The 24182-nt window shown below is 68.1% G+C and carries 21 protein-coding genes; 17 read left to right on the forward strand and 4 right to left on the reverse strand.

Annotated features, from left to right (window positions below; all coding sequences use genetic code 11):
* Positions 1 to 13: 13 nt before the first annotated feature.
* Both OOK38_RS29850 and OOK38_RS29855 read right to left on the reverse strand, forming a co-directional pair.
* A complete protein-coding gene (locus OOK38_RS29850; RefSeq protein ID WP_266755493.1) occupies positions 14 to 979 on the reverse strand; it encodes a cyclase family protein in 966 nt (321 codons plus the stop codon).
* The gene (locus tag OOK38_RS29855) at positions 976 to 1977 is read right to left on the reverse strand and encodes a fumarylacetoacetate hydrolase family protein (RefSeq protein WP_266755491.1); all 1002 of its coding nucleotides are present in this window, start codon (positions 1975 to 1977) and stop codon (positions 976 to 978) included. The genes OOK38_RS29850 and OOK38_RS29855 overlap by 4 nt, the downstream gene beginning before the upstream one ends.
* 126 nt (positions 1978 to 2103) lie before the next feature.
* Here OOK38_RS29855 and OOK38_RS29860 point away from each other — a divergent pair, with 126 nt between their 5' ends.
* Entirely contained in the window at positions 2104 to 3027 is a 924-nt protein-coding gene (locus tag OOK38_RS29860) for a LysR family transcriptional regulator (RefSeq protein ID WP_266755489.1), read from the forward strand.
* Between the two features lie 336 nt (positions 3028 to 3363).
* On the forward strand, positions 3364 to 4509 hold the full coding sequence (locus tag OOK38_RS29865; RefSeq protein WP_266765555.1) for an MFS transporter: 1146 nt from the start codon (positions 3364 to 3366) through the stop codon (positions 4507 to 4509).
* 10 nt (positions 4510 to 4519) lie between these two features.
* Here OOK38_RS29865 and OOK38_RS29870 read toward each other — a convergent pair whose 3' ends face one another.
* Together OOK38_RS29870 and OOK38_RS29875 are read right to left on the reverse strand one after the other, a co-directional pair.
* Positions 4520 to 5611 (reverse strand): LacI family DNA-binding transcriptional regulator, encoded by a 1092-nt coding sequence (locus OOK38_RS29870; protein WP_266755487.1) that lies wholly within the window; start codon positions 5609 to 5611, stop codon positions 4520 to 4522.
* A 15-nt stretch (positions 5612 to 5626) separates the two neighbouring features.
* Positions 5627 to 6640: a LacI family DNA-binding transcriptional regulator gene (locus tag OOK38_RS29875; RefSeq protein WP_266755486.1), complete on the reverse strand. Its 1014-nt coding sequence runs from the start codon at positions 6638 to 6640 to the stop codon at positions 5627 to 5629.
* Between the two features lie 296 nt (positions 6641 to 6936).
* On the opposite strand from OOK38_RS29875, the gene OOK38_RS29880 reads away from it, so the two are divergent.
* From OOK38_RS29880 to OOK38_RS29945, 15 genes are all read left to right on the forward strand, one after another.
* Positions 6937 to 8253, forward strand: coding sequence for an ABC transporter substrate-binding protein (locus OOK38_RS29880; RefSeq protein WP_266755485.1), 1317 nt, complete (start codon positions 6937 to 6939; stop codon positions 8251 to 8253).
* Positions 8254 to 8354: 101 nt separating this feature from the next.
* Positions 8355 to 9239, forward strand: a complete 885-nt coding sequence (locus tag OOK38_RS29885) for a carbohydrate ABC transporter permease (protein ID WP_266755484.1) — start codon at positions 8355 to 8357, stop codon at positions 9237 to 9239.
* Between the two features lie 5 nt (positions 9240 to 9244).
* Positions 9245 to 10159, forward strand: coding sequence for a carbohydrate ABC transporter permease (locus OOK38_RS29890; protein ID WP_266755482.1), 915 nt, complete (start codon positions 9245 to 9247; stop codon positions 10157 to 10159).
* Positions 10160 to 10203: 44 nt separating this feature from the next.
* A complete protein-coding gene (locus OOK38_RS29895) occupies positions 10204 to 12801 on the forward strand; it encodes an alpha-L-rhamnosidase (protein ID WP_266755480.1) in 2598 nt (865 codons plus the stop codon).
* 500 nt (positions 12802 to 13301) lie between these two features.
* The gene (locus tag OOK38_RS29900; protein ID WP_266755478.1) at positions 13302 to 15737 is read left to right on the forward strand and encodes a glycoside hydrolase family 3 protein; all 2436 of its coding nucleotides are present in this window, start codon (positions 13302 to 13304) and stop codon (positions 15735 to 15737) included.
* 167 nt (positions 15738 to 15904) lie between these two features.
* Positions 15905 to 16735 carry an ABC transporter substrate-binding protein gene (locus tag OOK38_RS29905; protein ID WP_266755476.1) on the forward strand — a complete coding sequence of 277 codons (831 nt, stop codon included), beginning with the start codon at positions 15905 to 15907 and terminating at the stop codon, positions 16733 to 16735.
* Complete coding sequence (locus OOK38_RS29910; RefSeq protein WP_266755475.1) at positions 16732 to 17115, forward strand: hypothetical protein; 384 nt, start codon at positions 16732 to 16734, stop codon at positions 17113 to 17115. Before OOK38_RS29905 ends, OOK38_RS29910 begins: the two co-directional genes overlap by 4 nt.
* 51 nt (positions 17116 to 17166) lie before the next feature.
* Positions 17167 to 17931, forward strand: a complete 765-nt coding sequence (locus tag OOK38_RS29915) for an IclR family transcriptional regulator (protein WP_266755473.1) — start codon at positions 17167 to 17169, stop codon at positions 17929 to 17931.
* A 184-nt stretch (positions 17932 to 18115) separates the two neighbouring features.
* Complete coding sequence (locus tag OOK38_RS29920) at positions 18116 to 19051, forward strand: PDR/VanB family oxidoreductase (RefSeq protein WP_266765554.1); 936 nt, start codon at positions 18116 to 18118, stop codon at positions 19049 to 19051.
* Between the two features lie 44 nt (positions 19052 to 19095).
* Positions 19096 to 20313: a cytochrome P450 gene (locus tag OOK38_RS29925; protein ID WP_266755471.1), complete on the forward strand. Its 1218-nt coding sequence runs from the start codon at positions 19096 to 19098 to the stop codon at positions 20311 to 20313.
* 59 nt (positions 20314 to 20372) lie between these two features.
* Positions 20373 to 21458, forward strand: a complete 1086-nt coding sequence (locus OOK38_RS29930; RefSeq protein WP_266755470.1) for an S-(hydroxymethyl)mycothiol dehydrogenase — start codon at positions 20373 to 20375, stop codon at positions 21456 to 21458.
* Positions 21458 to 22090, forward strand: a complete 633-nt coding sequence (locus tag OOK38_RS29935) for an MBL fold metallo-hydrolase (RefSeq protein WP_266755468.1) — start codon at positions 21458 to 21460, stop codon at positions 22088 to 22090. The genes OOK38_RS29930 and OOK38_RS29935 overlap by 1 nt, the downstream gene beginning before the upstream one ends.
* Before the next feature lie 678 nt (positions 22091 to 22768).
* Positions 22769 to 22969 carry a hypothetical protein gene (locus OOK38_RS34645; RefSeq protein ID WP_354006130.1) on the forward strand — a complete coding sequence of 67 codons (201 nt, stop codon included), beginning with the start codon at positions 22769 to 22771 and terminating at the stop codon, positions 22967 to 22969.
* A complete protein-coding gene (locus tag OOK38_RS29940) occupies positions 22917 to 23273 on the forward strand; it encodes a hypothetical protein (RefSeq protein ID WP_266755466.1) in 357 nt (118 codons plus the stop codon). The genes OOK38_RS34645 and OOK38_RS29940 overlap by 53 nt, the downstream gene beginning before the upstream one ends.
* A gap of 13 nt (positions 23274 to 23286) precedes the next feature.
* Entirely contained in the window at positions 23287 to 24030 is a 744-nt protein-coding gene (locus OOK38_RS29945) for a hypothetical protein (protein WP_266755465.1), read from the forward strand.
* Positions 24031 to 24182 lie beyond the last annotated feature (152 nt).

Consider the following 24182-nt stretch of genomic DNA (forward strand, 5'->3'; position numbering starts at 1 on the left):
CTTGCTGAGCGCGTCACTTGATCGCGATCGGGTTGACGGGGGAACCGACAGCGCCGGTGATGCGCAGGGGCGCGGCGGCGAGCAGGAACTCGTACACCCCGTCCGCCGCGCAGTCCTCGGCCAGGGCTTCCAGGTCCCACATCTCACCGATGAGGAGGCCGATATTGGGTATCGCGACCTGGTGCAGGGGCTGGAAGGCGTTCTCGAACTCGTTGGGACGGACCTCGAAGCCCCAGGTGTCCGTGGCGATCGCCGCGATCTCGGTGCCGTGGAGCCAGCCGGCCGTGGTGAAGGAAAGCCCCGGCGCGGGTCCGCCGGCGTAGTCGCCCCACCCGTCTCGGCGTACCCGGGTCAGCTGACCGGTACGTATCAGCACGATGTCACCGCGTCCCACGCTCACGCCGTGCGCTTCCGCTGTGGCGGACAGGTGCTCCTCGGTGATGGCGAATCCGTCGGGCAACTCGCCGGCGATGCCCACGACCCGTCCCACGTCCAGGAGCACGCCGCGTCCGGCGACATGGGGAGCCATGTGCTCGATGCCGGTGACCAGGTCGCCGTCGGAGGTGACGACCTTCTCGGCCGCGCGACCGTTCCACGCCTTGCCGTGGTCGAAGATGTGCCCGAGCCCGTCCCATTGCGTGGAGCACTGGAGCGGCATGGCGATCACGTCGTCGGCGCCGCCGATGCCGTGCGGGAAGCCCTGGTGGCCGAGCGCGGCGTCGGTGCCGGTGTCCAGCATCGTGTGCACCGGGTTGGTGCGCCGCCGCCAGCCCTTCTGCGGGCCGTTCATGTCGAAGGACTGCGACAGGGAGAAGCTGGTCCCGCGCCGGACGAGACCGGCACCTTCGCGTCGCTTTCCCTCGTCCAGGAAGTTCAGTGTGCCGAGCCGGTCGTCCTCGCCCCAGCGGCCCCAGTTGGAGTACGTCTTGGCCGCCAGCGCGATCGCGCCTTCCGGATCGCGGGGATCGACGGCCGTCATGCCTTCGCCTCCGCCACACATCGGGTGCTCTGGACGCCGAGCCCGGTGACCGAGCCCTCCATCACATCGCCGTCGCGCAGAAGGCGGCCCCAGTGCATGCCGTTGCCGGCCGGGCTGCCCGTGAGCACAAGATCACCCGGGAGGAGATGGGCCGTCCGCGAGGCGTACGACACCATCCGCGCGACCTTGAAGATCATGTCCTTGGTGGACTCGTCCTGCATGGTTTCGCCGTTGAGCTTCAGCGTCACACGCAGGTCGTCAGGGTCGGCGATGGACTCGGCGGGCACGATCCACGGGCCGAGCGGTGTGAAGCCGGGCGCGTTCTTGCTGCGCAGCCAGTCGGTGCCGATCTGCGGCATGTCCCTGCGGAAGACGGTCGACCGGTCGGTCAGATCGTTGGCGATCGTGTAGCCCGCGATGTGCGCGGATGCCTCCGCGACGGACACCTGGTACGCGGGGCGGCCGATCACGACCGCCAGTTCCAGTTCCCAGTCCGGCTTCTCGGCCCAGGCGGGCAGCACGACGTCGTCGTAGGGACCCGTGATCGCACTGGGCAGGCCGATGAACACGTACGGCAGGTCCTCGGTAGCCCGCCGGTCCATGATCTCGGCCGCTTCCGCTCGCCGTTCGGCCTCGGAGCGGTCATCGCCGGGGGCGCGGTGGGCGACGTGCAGGTCGATCACGTGCTGCCGGTAGTTCGCACCTGACTGGAAGACCTGGCGCGGTTCGACCGGGGCGTGCACGTGAAGGTCCGTGATCGGCGTGCGGCTGACGCCGGTGTCGGCGGCCAGGGTACGCAGCTGCGGCAGGGTCTTGTCCCAGCGATCCAGCAGGCTCAGCACGGTCAGCTGTTCGTCACCCAGTGCGGCCCGAAGGTCGAGGGCGTTGCCGTCCGGCGTGACGAGAGCGGGAAAGCGGGGCCCGTCGGGGGCCGAGAGAGTCGCGAGGGCGAACGGTCCGGCGAAGAGTGCGGACGCGGATTCAGGTTTCACGGACATGTCCTCCTGATTGCGGTGGGACTAATCTGGACCCCGCACCACCGATCAGGGAAATCGATTCTATGGATGCAATGCATCCATCTCGTGGATTGCTCCGGGTCGGCATCGCTCTGCAGAGGAACTTTCATGAACCTGGCCCGCTTGGATCTCAACCTCGTCGTCGCTCTGCGCGCCCTGCTGGAGGAGCGCAACGTCACCCGTGCCGGGCAGCGTGTCGGCCTCAGCCAGCCTGCGATGAGCGCTGCCCTCTCCCGGCTGCGCCGGCACTTCGACGACGACCTGCTCGCCCGAGTCGGCGGCCACTACGAGCTGACCGCGCTGGGGCAGGTCCTTCTGGACCGCACCTCGACCGCCTATGACGTGCTGGAACGCCTCTTCGCCAGCCAGGCCTACTTCGACCCGGCCAAGGAGAACCGGGAATTCAAGCTGATGGCGTCCGACTACGCCGTGGCGATCTTCGGCACCGAGCTGGCTCGCGTGATCCATGAGGAAGCTCCCGGGATCCGGCTGCGCTTCTCCCAGACCCCGACGACCGTGGTGGACGACACCGCCACCCTGCTGAGCGCCAGCGACGGTCTGTTCATGCCGCACGGCGTCATCAGCGACTTCCCCGCCACCGACCTCTATGACGACCGCTGGGTCTTCCTCGTCGCGCGGGACCACCCGAGCGTCGACGACCGGCTCACCCGCAAGGACCTGGCCCGGCTTCCCTGGGTGACGTACCAGCGAACGTACGACGCCCCAGCAGTACGCCAGCTCGGCATGCTGGGCATCGAACCGCGGGTCGAAGTCTCCGTCGACAGCTTCCAGTCGCTGCCGCTGCTGGTCGCAGGCACCCGGCGCATCGCGCTGGTCCAGGCGCGTATGGCCCGGATGATGGAACCCATCGCCGCCGTCAAGGTGGTGGAGCCGCCCTATGAAGCCGTACCGCTGAGAGAGGCACTGTGGTGGCACCCGGTGCACACGCATGACGCGGCACACATCTGGCTGCGTGATACCGCCGCGCGCGTCGGAGCCCGTCTGGCCCCCGGAGCTGAGCGGCACCTCTGACCCACCTGCTGTAACGGCCCATTGGGCGGGAGGTCGCTGAAGCCCGGCGCAGCCAATGACATCACCATCCACACGATGGATCGAGGGCATCGGCAACTTGGATGACGTGAGGGGTGGGCAGGCCGAGACCCGGAACGCATAGTCGTGGGACACCACCGCGCCCGTGAGCCGACTGCGGGGGCCGCCCGCACAGCCCGTCCGGCCCGGTCCGCTACACGGCGCTCCTCCCTTCCTCACGTCCCACGGAGTGCCGCCATGCCCGCTTCCGCTGCCCTGCCCGCTCACGGACGTACGGGGGACCCGGCCGTCTGGGGCAGGCTGCCCGCCGTGCTGCTGATGGCCGGCAGCTGCCTGCCGATCCTGGGAGCTGTCCTCATCGCTCCGGTCCTGCCACGCATGCAGGACGCCTTCCAGCACGTCCCGGGCAGCGCCGCTCTCGTCCCGCTCGTGCTCACCGTCCCGGCCCTCTCCCTGGCCGTGCTCGCCCCGTTCGCCGGTGTCCTCGTCGACCGGCTCGGCCGCAAGCGCCTGCTGGTCGTAGCCACGGTGCTGTACGCGCTGTTCGGCACCGCACCCCTGTGGCTGGGCTCGCTCGTAGGCATCCTGCTCAGCCGTGTCCTGGTGGGTGTCGCCGAAGCGGCCATCATGACGTGCTGCACCACGCTGATCGGCGACTACTACAGCGGACGGACCCGTGACCGGTACCTCGCCCTGCAGACCATGTGCGCATCGGCGTCCGCCACACTCTTCTTCGTCCTTGGCGGAGCCCTCGGCTCGATCGGCTGGAGGGCGCCCTTCTGGCTGTACGCCGTCGGCCTGCTGCTCGCTCCGGCCATGGCCAGGGTGCTGCCCACTCCGAATCCGACGGCCGAGCCGGCAACAGCCGGCCAACACCCCTTCCCACTGCGGCGCATGGCGGGGATCTGTCTGCTGACCGTCTTCGGCGCGATGGTCTTCTACACCGTGCCCGTGGAGATGTCGTATCTCATGGACGACCTGGGCGTGCGGTCCACCGGAGTGGTGGGTGCGGTCACGGCGCTGGCCAGCGCGGCCACCGTCCTGGGCTCGGTGCTCTTCACCAGGCTCACCGATCGGCCACGCCGCCGTATGCCGGCCCTCTTCCTCCTGTGCGCCGTGGGCTTTCTGCTGATGGGGGCGACGGACCACGTCGCCCTTGTCATCGTCGGCGCCGTCGTCAACTGCGTCGGTACGGGGCTGCTTCTTCCCTCCCTGCTGACGCTGGCGCTGTCCCGGCTCGATTTCGCCGATCGCGGGCGTGGCACCGGTCTGTGGACGGCGGCTTTCTTCCTGGGTGAATTCGCCTGCCCGCTCGCCCTGCTGGCCGCCAAGGGCATGCTGGGCACGCTGGCCTCGGCCGTCGTGCTGCTCGGCCTGCTCACGATGCTGGTCTCGGCCGCGCTGCTTCCCCTGACCCGCCGATCACCGAAGACGCTGCCCCGGCATGTTCCCGAAAGCATCTGACTCTGACAGGTCACCGCGCCGGCGTCCGCATGGTCGACCGGCGCACGACCAGTTCCGGCTGCAGCACCACGTGGGTGTGTTCGTGCGTGGCGGCTTCGGCCGTGTCCTCGAGGAGCAGCCGGCCTGCCTCGCGGCCCAAGGTGAGGGCCGGGCGTCGTACCGAAGTGAGCGGAACGACGGCGGACGCGGCGAATTCGATGTCGTCGTATCCCACCACTCCGATGTCTTCCGGCACCCGCAGACCGGCCTCGTACAGCGCCTGCATCACGCCGAGTGCAAGCAGGTCGTTCGCGCAGAAGACGGCGGTGGGGCGCTTTCTGAGGCCGAGGATCCTGTGCCCGGCGTCCCTGCCGGCGCCCACGGTGAGCGCCGGGCACGGCAGATCCCGAAGAGACTCCGCCGGAAGACCTGCCATGTTGACCGCGATGACCGCTCCCCGGCGCCGGTCCCGAACCTGCTGGAGACAGTCGGGTCCGCTGACGTAGCCGATCGACCGGTGTCCCTGCTGGATCAGGTGGCGCACGGCGGCCTGTCCTCCCGCGACGTCGTCGATGCCGACCGAACAGGCCCCCGGCTGAGGGGCGTTCTGGTCCGCGATGACGAACGGCACCCCGTTGCGGCGGAAGCCCGCCACCCTGCGCCCCGTGCCGTCTCCGGAGGCCAGGACGGCGCCGCGGACCTGGTGCGAGGTGATCAGCGAAAGGTGGCGGGCCTCGTCGGCCGGTCCTCGGCCGGCCGTGCACACCATGACCCCGAGGTCGGCCTCGAGCGCTGCCTGTTCCACGCCGGCGGCCAGCGCGGTGAAGAAGGGATTGGCCAGGTCGAGGACCAAGACGGCCACGAGCCGGGAAGCGAAGCCGCGCAACTGGCGCGCGCCGTCCGAACGTACGTATCCCAGGGCGTCGATGACGTCCAGGACCCGCTGCCGGGTCGGCGCGGCGACGATGTCGGGGCGGTTGAGGACGTTGGACACCGTGCCGAGCGAGACGCCGGCTTCCCGCGCCACGTCCTTGATGCCCACTCTGCGCCGGGCTCTGGCTTCCCGGGCGGCTGCTGTGTGGTGGCGCGGTGGCTCGCGCCGGACCACGGGCACGGTGGGCATCGTCCGTTCCACGGTCTACCGGCCTCCTGGCGTTGCCGTGCTCTTCCGCACGACCAGGCGCGGAGTCATGGTGGTGCGGATCGCCCGGTCGCGGCGGCCTTCGACTCTCTCGATGAGAAGGCGTGCGGCTGTCGAGCCCATGGTGTGTCCGGCCTGGTCGACGCTGGTCAGCTGGACCGGGGCCAGGGCCGCGAGGGCCGTGTTGTTGTAGCCGACGAGGGAGAGATCGTCGGGGATGCGCAGGCCGAGTTCGTGGGCGGCGCGGTAGATGCCCAGGGCCGCGACATCGGCGCCGGTCATGATGGCTGTGGGTGCGCGTTCCGCGGTCAACAAGGTCATACCGGCTTTGAAACCACCATCGTCGGAGTACGCGCCATGGTGCACCTGGGCGTGGTCAGCGAGGCCGTGCCGTCGCATGGCCTCCATGTAGCCGGAGGCGAGCACGATCTCGGGTGTTCTCTTCCACCGGCCCGTCTTGGCTCCAGGCGCCGAGACAAGGGCGATGTCGCGGTGGCCGAGGGAGACCAGGTGGTCCACCACCAGGCCGGCGCCGACATCGTCGGCGTCGACGACCGAATCGTGGCTGTCCGCGGCGTCGTCGTGGCCGATCACGACCGTGGGCGTCGACGCAGCGGTGGCGAGGACCTCCGGGCGGGGCGTGCTCGGCGCGATGAGGACCAGGCCGTCCATCTGGCGGTCCACCATGGAACGGATGGTGCGGGCCTGGTCCTGCGCGTCGAACCCGGCCGCTCCGATCAGCACGGTGTAATCGGAGCTGCGCAGCTCGTCCTGGATGCCGTCCAGGATGTCGGCGAAGAAGGCGTTGCGGACGTTGTCCAGCAGGACGCCGATGGTGTAGGTCCGCCCGCGCATGCCACGGGCGGCGGCGTGCGGGCGGTAGTCGAGTGCGGTGATCGCGGCCTGCACCTTCTCGTGCATGGCAGGGCTCACCCCGTAGGCGTTGTTGAGCACCTTGGACACGGCCGCAATGGACACGCCTGCGTGCCGGGCGACATCGGTGATCGTCACGCGCTTGTTCTGCCTGGGTTCTGCAGCGCCGTCCATCGCCCGCACTCCGGTTCTCGTGGTCGTTGGTGTAACGGTTTACAGGATGTCACACGCCCAGCGTCAAGTCTCTGATTGAAATCCCTGGTGTTACAGCTCCGTGTCTTGACGGAGTAGGGCGACGGGTGCAGGGTGTTGCCCACTCGACATGGAGAACGTTTTACGAACTCCAGCGTGGCGCGGCCGCCTGTCGCTCTCGGCGCCGTCCTTCCGCCTTCCGCCTCACATCTCGCTTCTTCTCCAACCCCTGGGAGTCACCCGTGTCCCTTCGCACGTTCCGCGCTCGGCGCACACGTCTGGGTCTGTTCACGGCCGGCGCGGCCTCAATGGCCCTGCTCGCCACCGCCTGCGGCGGCAGCGGGAGCGGTACCGCGGCGGCGCCGAAGAACTTCAGCTACCTCAGCGTCACCGAGAACACCACCGTCAAGACGGCCCTGACCAGCCTCTCCGAGGGCTCGTGCAAGTCCGCGAACGACGCGCTGCCCCTGAAGGTGGAGACCGTTCCCCAGGCGAGCCTCGACCAGAAGCTGCAACTGCTCGCCGGGCAGGGCGCCCTGCCGGTGCAGTTCGCCGCGGGCAACGCCCCCGCGCTCACCCAGAAGCTCGCCAAGTCGGGGAAGATCGCCGACCTGGAAGCCAAGCTGAAGGAGCTGGGAGTCGACGACCAGCTGGAGCCGGCCGCCGTGTCGACGATCAAGGCACTGTACGGCGGCAAGCTGGAGGTACTGCCGTACGAGTACAACATCGAGGGAGTCTTCTACAACAAGAAGATCTTCGAGGCCAACGGCCTGAAGGTCCCCGGCACTTGGGACGAGCTGGTCGCTTCAGCGGCCAAGCTCCAGGCCAAGGGCATCCAGCCCTTCTCCGCCTCCGGTCAGCAGGGCTGGCCGCTCACCCGTCTCCTCAGCGGCTACCTCTACCGCAGCCTCGGCCCGGACGCGCTCAAGGACGTCGCCGACGGCAAGGCGAAGCTGACCGACCCGCAGTACGTCAAGGCCGCCGCCGAGATCGCCGCCCTCGGCAAGAAGGGCTACTTCGGCAAGGGCGTCGGCTCCATCGACTACGACACCGCCATGAACCAGTTCCTCACCGGCAAGGCCGCCATGCTCTACATGGGCAGCTGGGCACTGGCGAACATCTCGGACGCCAAGCAGGACAAGATCGGCGCGGACAACGTCGGCTTCATGCCCTTCCCGGCCGTCTCCGGCGGCAAGGGCTCCATCGACCAGTACCCGTCCAACGTCGGCCTCGGCATCACCCTGGGCGCCAAGTCCTTCGACAAGAACACCGGCGCCTGGGTCTCCTGCATCGCCAAGAACTACGGCAGCAAGGCGCTCAAGGACCACGGCTCGATCTCCGGTTTCAAGGTCAACACCCCGGTCACCGACGCCAACGAGGTCACTACCCAGGTGCGCGAAACCATCAGTGCCTCCAAGCAGAACGTCCTGTGGTTCGAGGCCCTGTTCGGCACCAAGGCCACCACGATCAGCCAGACCAACGCCGCTGGCCTGGTCAGCGGAAGCGTGAGCCCCGAGCAGTTCATGCAGACCGTCCAGGACGCGCTGTCCGCTCAGTGAGCCGACCGGGGCGGCGTGCCTGACGCCGCACGCGCCTTCCGCGCGCCGCCCCGGCGCCTGCTCGGCACAACTCCTCATCGTCATCGAAGTGGATACCACTCATGCACCGCGTACTCGGTGACCGCAGGGCCATCGCGATCCTGCTCGGTCCCGCACTCGTCGTCTATTCCCTGATCATGCTCGTCCCGATGGTGTGGTCGCTCGGCTACTCCTTCACCAAGGGCAACTCCATCGACGGCTTCACCGGCAACGGCGTCGCCAACTTCTCCCGCCTTCTCGATGATCCGGCCGTCCGCCACGCCCTGTGGTTCACCCTCAAGTACGCCGTCGTCGTCACCGCCGGCCAGGTGGTCGCGGGCTACCTCCTGGCCCTGCTCTACGTCTTCTTCCTCAAGCGCGCCTCCGCGCTCGTGCGAACCCTCGTGTTCTTCCCCGTAGTACTGCCCACGGTCGCCGTCGGCCTGCTCTTCCAGAAGTTCTTCCAGGTCGCCCCGCAGACCGGCCCCGTCAACTCGCTGCTGAACGCGGTGGGCATCGACTCCATCGACTTCTTCGGCAGCTCTTCGAGCGCCTTCTGGGTCCTCGTCGTCATGGACATCTGGCGCTCCATGGGCTTCTACGCCGTCCTGCTCTTCGCCGGTCTCGTCGACATCCCTGAGGAAGTCCTGGAGTCCGCGCGCCTCGACGGAGCGACAGGCCTGCGACTGGTGCGCCACATCGTGCTGCCGCTGTCCCTGCCCGTGCTCATGTCCTCTCTGATCTTCAGTATCAACGGCACGCTGAAGGCCTTCGACTCCATCGTCGCGCTCACCAACGGCGGCCCGGGCAACGACACCACACCACTGACCCTGTACATGTTCCAGACGTCGTTCACCTACGGCGACTACGGCTACGGCAGCACCATCGCCGTGCTGCTCACCGTGGTGTGCCTGCTGGTGAGCCTGGTCGTCTTCCGCGTCTCACGGCGCGACCTCACGGAAGGCTGACAACCATGGCCATCGACACCCCTGTGAAGGCCACCGCCCATCAGGCGAGCCGCGGACCGTCCGCTGCTTCCGGACGGTCCCGTTCCCGGCGGCGCGTCCGGGTCAGCAAGATGTGGGTGAAGATCGTCGTCACCCTGCTGCTGGTCGTCGAGATCTACCCGCTCGTCTGGATGTTCCTGACCTCACTGAAGTCCAACAGCGACTACCTCAACCACTCGACCTGGAGCCTGCCCACCACGTGGGAGTGGGGCAACTACACCGAAGCGTGGACCACCGGCCACATCGGCTTGTACGTCCGCAACAGCCTGCTCGCCGTCGTCCCGGCGCTTGCCCTGATCCTGCTGCTGGGAGCGGCAGCCGGTTTCGCGCTCCAGGTCATGGTGTGGAAGGGCCGCAACCTGACCTTGCTGGTCTTTCTGGCCGGCATGATGGTGCCGCCGCAGATGATCCTGCTTCCCCTGTTCACGGTGTACTTCCAGACCGGTCTGTCCGGCACGCTGTGGCCGCTGATCCTCACCTACACCGGCACAGGCCTGCCGCTGACCGTCTTCATGATGGCCACCTACTACAAGTCCGTCCCCCGTGAACTCTTCGAGGCCGCCACGATCGACGGCGCCGGGATCCTGCGCTCCTTCTGGACCATCAGTGTCCCGATGGTCCGCAACGCGCTCCTGACGGTCGGCCTGGTCGAGTTCTTCTTCATCTGGAACGACCTGCTGATCGCCCTCACCTTCACCAACAGCCAGGACCTGCGCACCGTCCAGGTCGGCCTGCTCAACTTCACCGGCGACTTCGGCGCCACCCAGTACGGCCCCCTGTTCGCCGCCATCTGCCTCAACGTCTTCGGCACCCTCCTGATCTACCTCTTCCTCAACCAGAAGGTCATGAAGGGCCTCACTTCCGGAGCGCTCAAGGGCTGAACCTCCGAAGCCCAACCGCTCCCGCACGTGAAGAAAGGTTCCCCTTGTCGACCCCCCAACCCGCCCCGGTCTCCTTCGAACACCTCCCGGACGGCCTCGGTATCGGTACGGCCACCCCACGGCTGACCTGGAAGCTTCCCCCCGGCTCCGGCAGCCAGCAGGCCTACGAGGTCCGGCTCGAACGTTCCGGCCGTGAGCACAGAACCGGCCGGATCGAAGGAAGCGACCAGCTACTGGTGCCCTGGCCCGGTGAACCGCTGGCCTCACGCGAGAGCGTGACCGTCCGAGTCCGGGTCTGGACAGCCGGAGCCGCGGCTTCTTCCGCATGGAGCGAGCCCAGCGTGGTGGAAGCCGGGCTGCTCGACCCGGCGGACTGGAGTGCGATACCGGTCGGCGGCGGATGGACCGAGGATCCGGCCGCCGAACGCCAACCGGCCCGGGTACGCAAAGACTTCGACCTGGATCGCCCGATCACCCGAGGCCGCCTCTACGTCACCGCTCACGGCCTGTACGAGGTGGAGATCAACGGACTCCGCGTGGGCAGCGAGATCCTCGCCCCGGGCTGGACGGTCTACCCCCGCCGCCTGCGCTACCGCACCCATGACGTCACCGCCCACCTCGCCACAGGCACCAACGTCATCGGTGCCTGGCTCGGCGACGGCTGGTACCGCGGCAAGTACGGATTCGACGGCGGCACCCGCAACATCTACGGCACCGACCAAGCCCTCATCGCCCAGCTGGAAGTGACCTACGACGACGGCACCACCGCAGTCATCGCCACGGACGCCACCTGGACAGCGGCCACGGGGCCCATCGCCAGTAGTGGCCTCTACGAAGGCGAGCACTTCGACGCCCGACTCGACGACCCCTATTGGGCGACCCGCACGCCTGAGCAGTACGCAGAATGGACCCCCGTTCGGCTCGGCAACCGGAACCCGCGCACACTCGTCGCCCCCCAGGGCCCGCCCGTGCGCTGCACCCAGGAGATGGCCCCTGTCGCCATCACGCGAACGGCCGACGGCCGTCACCTCCTCGACTTCGGCCAGAACCTCGTCGGCCGGCTCCGCCTCACCGCAGACGGCCCCGCCGGCACCACCATCACCGTCCGGCACGCCGAAGTGCTCCAGGACGGAGAACTGGCCACCCAGCCCCTGCGCGAGGCGTACTCCACCGACACCCTGATTCTGTCCGGACGTGGTCCGTACACGTGGGAGCCCCGGTTCACCCTGCACGGCTTCCGCTACGCCGAAATCAGCGGCTGGCCAGGGGAGTTGACGCAGGAGTCGGTGACGGCCCGTGTCTATCACACAGACATGCGACGTACGGGCTGGTTCGAGTGCAGCGACCCGCTGATCAACCGGCTCCACGAAAATGTCGTATGGAGCATGCGCGGCAACTTCGTCGACATCCCCACCGACTGTCCCCAGCGCGACGAACGCCTCGGCTGGACGGGCGACCTTCAGGTCTTCGCCCCGACCGCGAGCTTCCTCTACGACTGCGCCGGCATGCTGGACTCCTGGCTCACCGACGTCGCTCTGGAGCAGCTTCCCGACGGCACCATCCCCTGGTACGTGCCCGTCATCCCCGGCAAGCCGATGTGGACGCCGATCCAGCCCGGTGCCGCCTGGGGAGACGTCGCCACGCTCACCCCCTGGACCCTGTACCGGCGCTTCGGCGACCTGCAGATCCTGCGCCGCAACTACGCCATGGCCAAGGCGTGGGTGGACCTCGTCGAACGGCTCGCCGGCCCCGATCGCCTCTGGGACACCGGATTCCAGCTCGGTGACTGGCTCGACCCCGCCGCCCCGCCGGACGACCCGGCTGCCGGCTGCACCGACCGCTACCTGGTGGCCACGGGCTACTTCGCGTATTCCGCCCGTCACCTGTCCCTGGCCGCGGCCGAACTGGGCATGGAACAGGACGCCGCGCGGTACGCCGCACTGGCCGCAGAGGTGGCGGCCGCCTTCCGCCGCCGGTACGTACTGCCCGTCGGCTGCATGACCAGCGACAGCCCCACCGCCTACGCACTCGGTATCGCCTTCGACCTCCTCACCGAGCCGCAACGACGCGCAGCCGGCGACCGGTTGGCCGAATTGGTCCTCGCCGACGAAGCCCGTATCGCCACAGGATTCGTCGGGACTCCGGTGATCTGTGACGCCCTCACCGACACCGGCCACCTGGACGTCGCCTACCGCCTGCTGACCCAGACCGAATGTCCTTCCTGGCTCTATCCGGTCACGCAAGGGGCAACCACCATCTGGGAGCGGTGGGACAGCCTTCGCCCCGACGGCACCCTCAATCCCGGCGGTATGACCTCCTTCAACCACTACGCTCTCGGAGCCGTCGCCGACTGGCTGCACCGCGTCGTCGGAGGCATGGCCGAGTCCATGCCCGGCTATCGGCAGCTTGTCTTCCAGCCCCGGCCCGGCGGCGGCATCACCTGGGCACGGACACGCCACGAAACGCCCTACGGCGCAGCCGAGTCGTCGTGGGAGACAACCGCCGACGGCCGGATGCGCATCCATGTCGTCGTGCCCGACGGCTGCTCCGGCGTCGTGCGGCTCCCAGGGTGTCCGCCGGTCCATGTGGAGCCGGGGGAGCATGAGCTCGACTCCTGGGAACTCCTGGAGAAATCAGCCTGAGAAACATTCACCGATTTCAAACAGTCCGGCGCTGATCACGGCGCCGGACTGTTTGTTTTCGGCATCCTCTGCGGCTTTGCCATTCGGCCTGTCGATGACGCCTATCGATACGGTTTATAGTCAGTCACGCTGCCTGCTGGTTTCAATTGAAATTTCACGCACACTTTTCAATGTGAGTATCAAACTGGCTGGTCAACGGCCTTTTGTTGCACGGCTGCCGAAAGGGTTGACCCTGCTGGGCGGGTCCTCTAGTTTTTCCGTTCAACAAGCGTACGCCGCATGGAAATCTCCATTCCCTCACTGCTCTGCTGCCGCGGGACTCGGTAGGCGAGCAGGTGAGTCCGGGAACACCGCAGGGATCCGTTTCCCTCCCCGAGTTGGGGCCGGCCGTGAACCTGACCCCTCGGCCGGCCCCTTTTTCCATAAGCGTAGATCCGCCCCCCTTTCGGAGAGCCGCCGTGAAAAGAAGATCATTTCTGTCTGCCGCCACCCTCACCGCAATGAGCCTGAGCATGGCTCCCCTGATGACCGAAGCGGCAGCCGCCGCACGGTCCGAGGCACCGCAGGATCAGGCGGACGCGATGCTCGGCCGTATGACAGCGGCTGAGAAGGAAGCGCTCGTCCGGTGCGACTTCGCGACCGTCGCTCACCTGGGTATACCGGCTCTGACCATGGTGGACGCCTCGGCCGGTCTGCGCGGCGAGCAAGGCGTGACCGCATTCCCGGTTCCGGTCGCGCAGGCGGCGACGTTCGACGAGAACCTGGCGGCACGTATCGGCCGCGCGATCGGCGCGGAGGGCCGTGGCAAGGGTTACAACAACCTCCTCGGCCCCACCATCGATCTCACCCGGACCTGGCACTCCGGCCGACAGTCCGAAGGCATGGGCGAGGACCCGTTGCTCGCCGGCCAGTTGGGCGCGGCTCTCACCACTGGCATACAGAGCCAGAACGTCGCAGCCACGGTCAAGCACTTCGCCGCCTACACGCAGGAGACCAACCGCTTCTCCACAGACACCAAGGTCTCCGACCGTGCGCTGCACGAACTCCACGAAGCACCGTTCCGTCGCGTGGTCACCGCCGCCCCGACCACTTCGGTCATGATGGCCTACCCGAAGATCAACGGAACCTTCGCGACACAGAGTTCGGCTCTCTTCGACGACTTGAAGAAGGCCATCGGACTGCAGGGCTACACCGTGCCGGACTTCTGGGCGGGTGACGACCAGGTCGCCGCCGCGCGAGCCGGCATGGACCTCGCCGGGCTCGGACCCTACGCAGTCAAGATCCCCGCCGGAGCACTCACGGGCGGTGCGATACCGAGCACCCGGCTCGACGACGCAGCCCGACGCATCCTCGTCACGATGTACGCGAACGGTCTCTTCGACCATCCTGTACCCACTCCGGCGGCCGACGTCAGCACCCAGGCCCACCAGGACCTCGCCCATGAGACCGCCGTCGCCTCCCTGGTGCTTCTGGCCAACCGCTCCGCAGCACTCCCTCTGCCGGCCACCCTGAAATCCCTGGCCGTCATCGGCCCGGCCGGCACCGACGTCCTCACCGGCGTGGGCGGCTCCACCTACGTCGACCCGGGTACATGGACGACGCCCCTGAACGCCATCCGCGCCCGCGCCGGCAGCGGAGTCACGGTCACGCACGCACAGGGCACCAAGGGAGATCTTCCCCTGACCGCGGTTCCCTCCACCGTGCTGCGCAGCGGCGCCGGGACCCCCGGCCTGTCCGCCACCTACTACTCAGGGGCAGAGGCCTCCGGCACCCCGCTCACCACCCGCACCGACGCCACCGTCGACTTCACCGCTGCTCCCGTGGACAACCTGCCCGACGTGTGGTCGGCGAAATGGACCGGCACCCTGGTGCCGACGACCACGGGCCTGCACCGGTTCTCCCTGCTCACCGCCGGAACCGCCACCTTGAAGGTCAACGGCACCACGGTCGCCACCGGCACCCGGCACAGCCGCCGATTCTTCCTCGGCCCCTACGACTACCCCCTCCAGGGCGCCACCGCGCTGACCTCCGGAAAGGCCGTCACCATCGAGGTGACCTACACCAACGCGACCACCGACCCCGGCACCTGCGGGCTCACCCTCGGATGGCAGCCCGAATCCCTGATCCCCGCCGCTGTCGACGCGGCGCGCGCCGCGGACGCCGCCATCGTCTTCGTCAACCGGGTCGCTGGCGAGGACATGGATCACCTGGCACTCGGTCTGCCTGGTGATCAGGAACAGCTCATCGCCGCCGTGGCAGCGGTCAACCCACGCACCACCGTCGTCCTCAACACCGACGGTCCCGTGACGATGCCCTGGCTCGGCGACGTCGAGGCCGTGCTCCAAGCCTGGTACGGGGGTCGCGGCATGGGCACGGCGCTGGCCGCTGTCCTCTTCGGAGACAGCGACCCTTCCGGCCGCCTGCCCGTCACCTTCCCCGCCGACGCCACCCAGGGGCCGGGCACCACACCCGCGACCTACCCCGGCAGCAACGGAGCCGTCTCCTACGACGAGGGCATCTCCATCGGCTACCGCTACTACGACAGCAAGGGGCAGCAGCCGCGCTTCCCCTTCGGCCACGGCCTGTCGTACGCCACCTTCGCCCACGGCTCCCTCGAAGCCGCATACGACAAGAGAGCCAAGACAGTGACGGTGGGCGTGACCGTCACCAACACCAGCTCACGCAAGGGCACGGAACTCGTGCAGTTCTACGCCGCACTGCCGAGCGCCGCCGCCGCCGAGCCGCAGCGGCTCGTCGCGTTCCGCAAACTCACCCTGGCCCCCGCGGGCTCCCAGCGGCTCACGGTCACCATTCCCGTGGACAACCTCACCATCTGGAAGGCAGGTGCCTGGGCACTTGTCCCCGGCAGGTACGCCTTTGCCACAGCGCACAGTTCCCGCGACCTGACCGCGCAGCGAGCCGTTCCCATCAGCTGACCGCAATCCCGGCCGGCGCGTCACGCCGTCCGCCTCCTCGCCACGGCGTGACGCGCCTCAGCCATTCCCGTCCGGCTCGTCGAACCTCCGCCTCCACCACCGCATGGAGCCCGCCAGTGTCCCGCAGACCGAGACCCCTTCGCTTCGCCGCATCCCTTGCGTTGAGCATGACGCTTCTGACCGGCTGCTCCGTCATCGGAGCCGGCAGTGACACGTCGGACACCGAGGTGTCCGTCAGGGCCAACATCACCGACAAGGCTTCGATGCAGGCCGTCGTCGCGGCCTTCCGCCGAGCCCGTCCCGGCATCCACGTCAACGTCAGCTACGCCGACACCAACACCCTGCAGAAGGAGCTTCCGCAGCAGCTTCGGGCAGGCAAGGCACCGGACGTCTTCACCGTCTGGCCCGGCAGCGGCAACCCTGCCTCCGTCCTGGCCTTGGAAGAGGACGACTTCCTGGAAGCACTCAGCCTGCGCTTCTTCGCCGGCCGGATACCGGACAGCATGCGGCCGGTCACCGACGGCGGCGTCGGTACGTACCTGGTACCCGTCACCTTCAGTGCTGTCGGCGCGATCTACTCGGCGGAAACGCTCAAGGCCATCGGCGGAACCCGGCCCACCACCTACAGCACCCTTCTCGCCCTGTGCGACACCGCCCGCCGGCACGGGAAGGTGCTCTTCGCACTGGGCAACCAGACCCCGTGGGTCACCCAGCTCGTCGACTACGCACTGGTCGCCACCACGGTGTACGCCCACGACCCCGGCTTCGACACGCAGATGGAGTCCGGCAAGGAGAGCTTCGCCCGGTCGGGATGGCGCCAAGCCATGGCCAAGTACCTGGAGATGCGCGATCGTGGCTGCTTCAGCACTGCTCCGCTCAAACCAGTTACGAGGACGCCCTCGACCAAGTGGCCGACGGGCGAGCAGTGGGAGTGGTCCAGGTCGCCGGCACTCTCGCCGCTCTGCGTTCCGCGGCCCCAGGAATGCACTTCCGGATGACGGCCCTGCCGGCCACGGATCAGCCGAACGAAACCCGGATTCCCGGAGCCGTCTCCGCCGCCTACGGGCTCAACGCCAAGGCCCCCCACCGCAAAGCGGCACTGGCGTTCGTGGACTTCCTGGGATCAGTACGGGGCCAGAACCTGTACAACCGGTCCGGAGCGACGCTGCCCGCGCTGCCCAGCAACTCCTTCTCCGTCGATCCCGCCGTCGCGGAGGTGGCACGGCGGCAGAAGGACGGAACGACGGTACCGTTCATGGATCAGCGATGGCCCAACTCAGAGGTGCAGCAGACGCACTTCGAGCAGGTGCGTGCCCTCTTCGCGGGCACCACGGACATCGCTCACGCACTGGCTGCCATGGACAGTGCGTACGAGTAGACGCAGAGACGGACACCGCCCCGGCTGGGAGAACCAGCAGAACGGTTCGCCATGCACACACCTCATCGGGAGTCGGTGCTGTCCAGGGCAGCTCGCATTCTCGAAGCGTTCAGCCAGGACGAGCCGGCGCTGACGGTCTCCGAGATCGCCCGTCGAACCGGCCTGCACGTGGCCACGGTCTCTCGCCTCGTGGCCGAGCTCGTGGCGCACGGTTTCCTGAGCCGGGACTCCGACCGCAAAGTACGCATCGGCGTGCGGCTGTGGGAGCTGGTAACGCGTGCTTCCCCCACTCTCTCCCTGCGTGATCACGCAATGCCGTTCATGGAAGGCGTCCACGACGTCGTGGGCCACCACGTGCAGATCGGCGTCCTCGACGGCGACGACGTGCTCTTCCTCGAACGGCTCTCGGCACCACAGGCGGTGATCAACTACACCCGGATCGCCGGGCGGCTTCCTCTGTACGCCTCCTCCAGCGGTCTGGTGCTCCTCGCCCACGGCCCCAGTGACCTCAAGCAAAGGATCCTGGACAGCCCGCTGACCGCGTACACACCGGCCACACCGGCCACACCGGCACAACTGCGCGCGACCTTGGCCGAGATCCGGCAGCAGGGTTATGCGTACTGCCCCGGCTACGTCCACGCGGAGGCCCTGGGCGTAGCCGCGCCCGTCCGCGGTGCGGACGGCACGGTGATCGCGGCGCTGTCGGTCATCGTGCCCAATGAGGTCGGCGCCCAGGCCGTGGTCCCCGTCGTACGGACCGCCGCCCGGGGCGTCTCCCGCGCGCTGGCCGGACGCGGGACACAGGACACTCCATAGGCATGTGACGGCGATGCGACGGCCACATGACATCTCTGCGAAGTCGGTCTCTCGCTGAATGAGAATGCCGTCGCGGTCCGACGGTGCCCGCGCGCATGCTTCCTGCATTCCAAAGACGGGAGGCGACAACGTGGTCGTACACAACCTGCTGCCCACCGCTCCGCTGCAGCAGAACCTCTCCACCGTGACGTTGCAGGTGCAGGACAAGGACCCTGTCGCCGACGGCGTCGTGTCACTCACCCTCGCGCATCCCGACGGCACACGGCTGCCGGACTGGACGCCCGGCTCGCACATCGACCTCATCCTGCCGAGCGGAGTGACTCGCCAGTACTCCCTGTGCGGCGACCGATGGGACCCGTACACCTACCGCATCGCTGTCCTTCGCGAAGCCCCTGGCAGGGGCGGCTCCGCCTACGTCCATGATCAGCTCATGCCCGGGAACCTCGTGGAGGTCGGAGGTCCGCGCAACCACTTCCCCCTGGCGCCTGCCGAGCGGTACCTGTTCATCGCGGGCGGCATCGGCATCACCCCGCTGCTGCCGATGATGCATCAAGCCGACGTGACCGGAGCCGACTGGCAGCTGCTGTACGGAGGCCGCAGCCGGGTCTCCATGGCCTTCCTCGAGGAACTCACAGCCTCCTACGGCGATCGCGTACACATCAGCCCCCAGGACGAGGTCGGCCTGCTCGACCTGGAGGCCTGGCTGAGCGAACCAGACGCGGGAACCAAGGTGTACTGCTGCGGACCGGGTCCTTTGCTCGCCGCTGTCGAGGCAGCATCTTCCCAGTGGCCGCCGTACAGCCTGCGGACCGAGCGATTCACAGCCAAGGCCCTGACAGAGCCGGTGCATCGCGGACCCTTCGAGGTGGAACTGTGCCGCAGCGGGCGGACAGTGACCATCACCCCCGACGTCACCGTCCTTCAAGCCGTTCGGCAGGCAGGTGCCGACGTGCTGTCCTCCTGTGAGCACGGCACCTGCGGCACCTGCCTCACCCCGGTCGTGGAAGGTACCCCGGACCACCGGGACTCGGTGCTGGCCGAACACGAACGCGCCGCCAACGACTGCATGCTGCCCTGCGTTTCACGTTCCCGTTCGGCCCGCCTGGTCCTGGATCTCTGAGCCACGACCCGCCCCTTCCCGAGCCGCACTTCGCTGGAGCCGCCATGTCCGAAGCACCCGCCGTTGCCGTCGAACCGCCCACGAGCGACGCCGACCCGTTCGCCACCGAACACCTCACGACGCCCGAACCCCTGCACCACGCCCTCCGGGAAGCAGGTCCCGTCGTGCGGCTGTCCCGCTACGACGTCTACGCGCTCGCCCGATACCGCGACGTGCACGCGGCCCTCGTCGACTGGCAGACATTCCAGTCCGCCGCCGGCGTGGGACTGGCCAACTTCCGCCATTCGAAGCCCTGGCGGCCTCCGAGCCTGCTGCTGGAGGCCGACCCGCCGCACCACGACGCACCGCGCCGCGTCCTGCGCGAGATACTCGCCCCACCAGCACTGCGCCGACTGCGTGCGGCATGGCAGCCGATAGCCGACGACCTGGTCGACACCGTCCTGGCCACCCAGGGAACCGACTTCGACGCGTTCGAAGCCCTGGCCAAAGCATTCCCGCTGCGCGTCTTCCCAGACGCTGTGGGACTGGGACCCGACGGCCGCGACAACCTCCTGCCCTACGGCAACATGGCTTTCAATGCCTTCGGCCCCGTCAACGCCCTCGTGCAGGCAGACGCTGCCAGGGCCGCCGACCTGTCCGCCTGGGTGAACGCCCAGTGCGCCCGCCAAGCCCTCACCGATGACGGATTCGGCGCCCGTATCTGGGCCGCTGCCGACCGCGGCGACCTCACCCACGAGCAGGCACCGCTGGTCGTACGCTCCCTTCTCACCGCCGGCGTCGACACCACAGTGCATGGCCTGGCCGCCACCCTCTACGCCCTCGCCGGCCACCCCGGCGAATGGCAGCGGCTCCGCGAACGCCCCGACCTGGCCCGCGTGGCATTCGATGAGGCAGTGCGCTGGCAGTCACCCGTCCAGACCTTCTTCCGCACCGCCACGACCGACGTCGCGATCGCAGGATCCCTCATCCCCGAGGGATCCAAGATCCTCATGTTCCTCGGCGCGGCGAACCGCGACCCGGCCCGCTGGAACGACCCGGACTGCTACGACCTCACCCGCGATCCATCCGGACACGTCGGCTTCGGCATGGGCATCCACCAATGCGTAGGCCAGCACGTGGCCCGCCTGGAAGCCGAGGCACTCCTCACCGCCCTGGCCCGACGGGTGGAACGCATCGAGCTCGCAGGCGAACCGCGCCGGCATCTCAACAACACCCTGCGCTCCTTCGCAGCGCTCCCCGTACGCGTGCGTCCCGCGAGCTGACCACCGTCCGTCGGAAACCCGAGCCTCACTTTCATACGGACAGTCGAGAGGATCCATCCATGCCTCAGCACGTACGCGGCGTCGTCGCCCGCGCCAAAGGCGAGCCGGTGCGCGTCGAGACGATCGTCGTGCCCGATCCAGGGCCGGGCGAGGCGGTGGTAAAAGTGCAGGCCTGCGGCGTCTGCCACACCGACCTGCACTACCGAGAAGGCGGCATCAACGACGACTTCCCGTTCCTTCTCGGACACGAGGCGGCGGGCATCGTGGAGTCGGTCGGCACCGGAGTCACCGACTTGGTGCCGGGCGACTTCGTCGTCCTGAACTGGCGGGCGGTCTGCGGCCGTTGTCGCGCATGCCGACGTGGACGCCCGCAGTACTGCTTCGATACGCACAACGCGCGCCAGAAGATGACCCTCACCGACGGCACCGAACTGTCACCCGCCCTCGGCATCGGCGCCTTCGCCGAAAAGACCCTCGTCGCCGCCGGCCAGTGCACGAAGGTCGATCCGGCCGCCTCACCAGCCGCCGCCGGCCTGCTCGGCTGCGGGGTCATGGCAGGCATCGGTGCGGCGATCAACACAGGAGGAGTAGGCCGAGGCGACACCGTCGCTGTCATCGGCTGCGGAGGCGTCGGCAACGCAGCCGTCGTCGGCGCCCGGCTGGCCGGCGCCGCGAAGATCATCGCCGTGGACATCGACGACCTCAAGCTCGAGACAGCTCGGACGATGGGCGCCACGGACACCGTGAACGCGCGCGACACCGACCCGGTCGAGGCGATCCGCGAGCTGACCAGCGGATTCGGCGCCGACATCGTCATCGAAGCCGTCGGGCGGCCGGAGACCTACCGACAGGCGTTCTACGCCCGTGACCTGGCCGGCACCGTCGTCCTCGTGGGCGTCCCCACCCCCGACATGCAACTCGACCTGCCGCTACTGGACGTCTTCGGACGAGGCGGCACGCTCAAGTCCTCCTGGTACGGCGACTGCCTCCCGTCCCGCGACTTCCCCATGCTCATCGACCTCTACCTCCAAGGCCGCCTGGACCTCGACTCCTTCGTCACCGAGACGATCACCTTGGACGAGGTCGAAGACGCCTTCGCCCGCATGCACAAGGGCGATGTCCTCCGCTCGGTGGTGATCTTCTGATGACCGGGGTCCGCGTCGAACGCCTCACAACCTCAGGCACCTTCAGCCTGGACGGCGGCCTCTGGGACGTCGAGAACAACGTCTGGATCGTCGGTGACGACCACGAGGCGATCGTGATCGACGCTGCCCACGACGCCGATGCCATCGCGGCAGCCGTAGGCGACCGGTGCCTGACCGCCATCGTGTGCACCCACGCCCACAACGACCACATCAACGCAGCCCCGGCGCTCGCCGAAGCCACCGGAGCTCCCATCCTCCTGCACCTGGACGACCGACTGCTGTGGAAGCACACCCATCCCGAGCACAGCCCTGACGGCTACCTGTCCCATGACCAGCGCATCGACGTCGCGGGGACGGAATTGCGGGTGATACACACCCCCGGCCACACACCGGGATCGATCTGCCTGTACGCATCGACGCTCGGCACCGTATTCACCGGCGACACTCTGTTCGCGGGCGGCCCCGGAGCAACTGGGCGCTCGTACTCGGACTTTCCCACCATCATCCGCTCGATCCGTTACCGACTCCTCACACTGCCGCCCGGCACACAGGTCTGCACCGGGCACGGCAGCGATACGAGCGTCCGGACGGAAGCTCCCCATCTGGAGGATTGGATAGCCTCCGGTCACTGAACGGAGTCGGTGATGGAGTCGGCGCACTCGTCCTCGACCACCTGCGGTGCGGACATACCTACGCCCAGCCTCATGAGTAGATGGCGGCACCCCTTGTGACCTGCGCTGTACCAAAGTGCCAACTATCTCGCTGATTCCGGACCTCTGGTTGCTGAAGCCGGTTGGCATCAGCGCAGGTTGCGAACGTCGCATGGTGCCAACTACCGAGCCTGGTCACAGCGACGTGACGAAGCTCTTTAGTTGGCATAAAAGCGGGTAGCCGGCATCGACCGAGGGCGCGGACCGGAGCGTACGGGTTCGACGCCTGCGGGCGGGAGACCGAGCGGGGGCTGCCCGGCGGCGTCACGCTCGACCAGTCCTGGGACACCGCGGGCCGGCTCGGCGCCCAGCACCTGGTCCGCGGTTCCGCGGGGGCGGACACGCTCCTCCAGCGGCGTGAGTACACCTACCGGCCCGACGGCATCCCGACCGGCATCGAGGAACTTACCGGGGGAGAGAAGCGGTTCGGCCTCGATCCGCGGAGCCGCGTCACGGCGGTCGACGGACGAGGTTGGACCGAGCGCTACCGGTACGACGAGGCGGGCAACGTCAGCCGCGCGCTCCCGGGGACGGACGACACCGACGCGCACCGCGGCCGCACCCGGTACGAGCGGGACGGCGAGGCCGCGTCGTGGCTCCGTGCTGCGCCTCCTCAACGGGCAGCAGAGGACGCAGACGTACACGTGGAACAGCCGCAACAGGCTGACCGGGACGACGACCCGGGACGGCGAGAGCTGGACGTACCTGTACGACTCCGTCGGGCGGCGCGTGGCGAAGCAGCGACTACATGGTCGAGAACTACACCGACGAGGGCCGGGCGCTCGGAGGAGTACCGCGTGACGCGAACGATGTGAGAGTCCCGCGCGATCAGCTCACCTGGCGCAACGGCAACGACGAGCTGATCTGGGACCGGACCGGCGAGAACCCGAAGCCCTTCAACCGGACGGTGACCTACGAGCATCTGGACCCGGTGGTCCAGCACTGGAACCGCGAGGGACGCTTCAGCGACAGGGCGGCGCGCAACGGCTTCTGCAACAACACGGATCATATGGAACCGATGGACTGGAGCGAGAACTCACGCGGCGGTGGCCGTATGACGGACACCTGCATCCAGGAAGTCGGAGAGGGCTCCTCATACACCTGATCGTGGAGGAATCATGGACATCCGTGCCGTAGTGAGCGGCTTCCGCGATGTGGAGCCGCTTCCCGGCCCGGCGGACGCCTGGCACTGGTCACCCGCTCCGGGGATCGACTTCGCGGGCGCGCTCTCCGCGGACGGCCGGCGGCTGCTCCAGCTCAGTGCCCGCAATTCGTACGACCAGGAACTGGCTGTCGCCACACTGGAGTTCGCGCGGGAGCACGAGGAGGACATCTTCGCGGGCCATCCCCATCTGGGCACGGCCGGCGGATTCGCGGCGCCCGGGGGAAGGCGGTTCGACGTGGTGGCGGGGGTGGGGCCGCAGGTGCACGGCTTCTACCGGGTCGAGAATCCCGACCTCACTCCGCACGTCCGCCTGACGTTTCCCGCCCATTCCTGCGAGTTCTCCGGAGACGAGACCCTCGAAGAGGCCGTCTCCCGGTACCGCATGCTCAAGATGAACAACTTCGACTGCGAGCCTCTCCCCTTTCTCAAGATGCGCTACACCAATACGCGCACCCGGGGCCGGAGCGGCAACCCCGGACGCGGCCTTACCGAACCGAAGCGCCTGCTGGAGGAGCTTCGGCTGATGGAGGGCGGTGAGGGCAGCTTCGTCGAGTTCGAGAACCGTCACGGCAAGGTGTGGCGGGTCGAGTGGCACGGAGCGTGGTTCATCGCGGAATGGGAGACACCGGACGGCCGGCCCCGCGAGATCGGGGGCGACGACCTCCTGTTGTTCGCACAGAGCCGGTTGACCGAGTAGGCCGTGCCGAATCCCCCGGGCCGCCGCTTCCCTTTCCCGCACACTGCTTCCTCGGGCGTGCGCTCGCGCGGTATCACGGAACTGCGGCCAGAGCCGGTTTCCACGAGTGCCATCACCCCGTCGGACGCTTGGAGTTGAGATCGCCGGCGGCC

Source organism: Streptomyces sp. NBC_00568 (genome assembly GCF_026341855.1).
GTDB lineage: Bacteria > Actinomycetota > Actinomycetes > Streptomycetales > Streptomycetaceae > Streptomyces.